General features: G+C 53.3%; 1 protein-coding gene. It reads left to right on the forward strand.

Annotated features, from left to right (window positions below; translation table 11 throughout):
* Window positions 1-341 precede the first annotated feature (341 nt).
* Entirely contained in the window at window positions 342-944 is a 603-nt protein-coding gene (trmY, locus tag Q672_RS31475; protein ID WP_022986516.1) for a tRNA (pseudouridine(54)-N(1))-methyltransferase TrmY, read from the forward strand.
* The last annotated feature ends 13 nt before the right edge of the window (window positions 945-957 follow it).

The following is a 957-nucleotide window of genomic DNA, read 5'->3' on the forward strand; positions in this document are numbered from 1 at the left end:
TAACAGCGTATTAATTAGAACCTTCCGTATAACTCGGTTCCGTATAACTCCGAGCCACCCTCCCCGCTCAGCCTATCAAAATACTCTCATATCAATCAGTTAGAGTGAAATAGCCAATGTCTTACACGGAGTTCAAAGGAGCGTTCCTTTGAACTCCTTTCCTGCTATCTCGTTTTCAATCATTCGAAATGCACATGAAATCAATGGGTTGGCTTTTCACTCCCTGAGTGATACGGAAGATTCCGTTGAAAACGGGCCAGCCTTCACGTGAATCATCCCTGTTTCCACTCCCGGCAAGCGTCTGATGTACAATCGCCCCACATTCTCCAGAGCCCTTGATAATGCGTACCTTCGTCCTCCGTGCCCGTGCCGCCTCTACCAACAGCCAGACCCTGCTGGCCAATGTTGGGGGGGATGCCCATAGCGAGATCCTGGCCCATACCCTGATGAATGCGATCTTTGTGGCGCAGTCTCACCGGGACGATGTGGTGGTGCACCTGGTGCTGGAAAGCACCCAGGACTATTCCCGCACGATTACTTTTGTGGCGGCGGAGATGCGGGATATTGGTGGCTTTCATGAGCAGGCGCTGCTGGCCAAGGTGGTGCGGGCGCTGGATGCTTCTGCGGGGATGGGCAAGGAGCAGATGAAGGCGGTGGAGAGCGGCATTAGCGTGCGTACGGTGAGCTTTGAAAAGCTGGTGAAGGAACTGGCCGAGGATGGCCATCAGCTGTACATGATGGACCCGAAAGGCGAGAGCATTCGCGAGCTGGAATTTGCCGATAAGCCCTGCTTTTTGCTTACTGATCACATTCCCATGCCGAAGAAGAGCTTCAACAGCTTGAAGCGGCTGGGCACCGAGAAGATCAGCCTGGGGCCTACCATGCTGTTTGCGTCGCAGTGCGTGGTGTTGATTAATAATGAGCTTGATCTGGCAGGACAGTGAACAGTGAACAGTG

The organism is Alcanivorax sp. P2S70 (genome assembly GCF_000475295.1).
In the GTDB taxonomy this organism is placed as follows: domain Bacteria; phylum Pseudomonadota; class Gammaproteobacteria; order Pseudomonadales; family Alcanivoracaceae; genus Alcanivorax; species Alcanivorax profundi.

What these genes read in the sequence shown, in the direction of transcription:
- trmY (WP_022986516.1), top strand. Translation starts at nt 342, where the DNA reads ATGCGTACCTTCGTCCTCCGTGCCCGTGCCGCCTCTACCAACAGCCAG.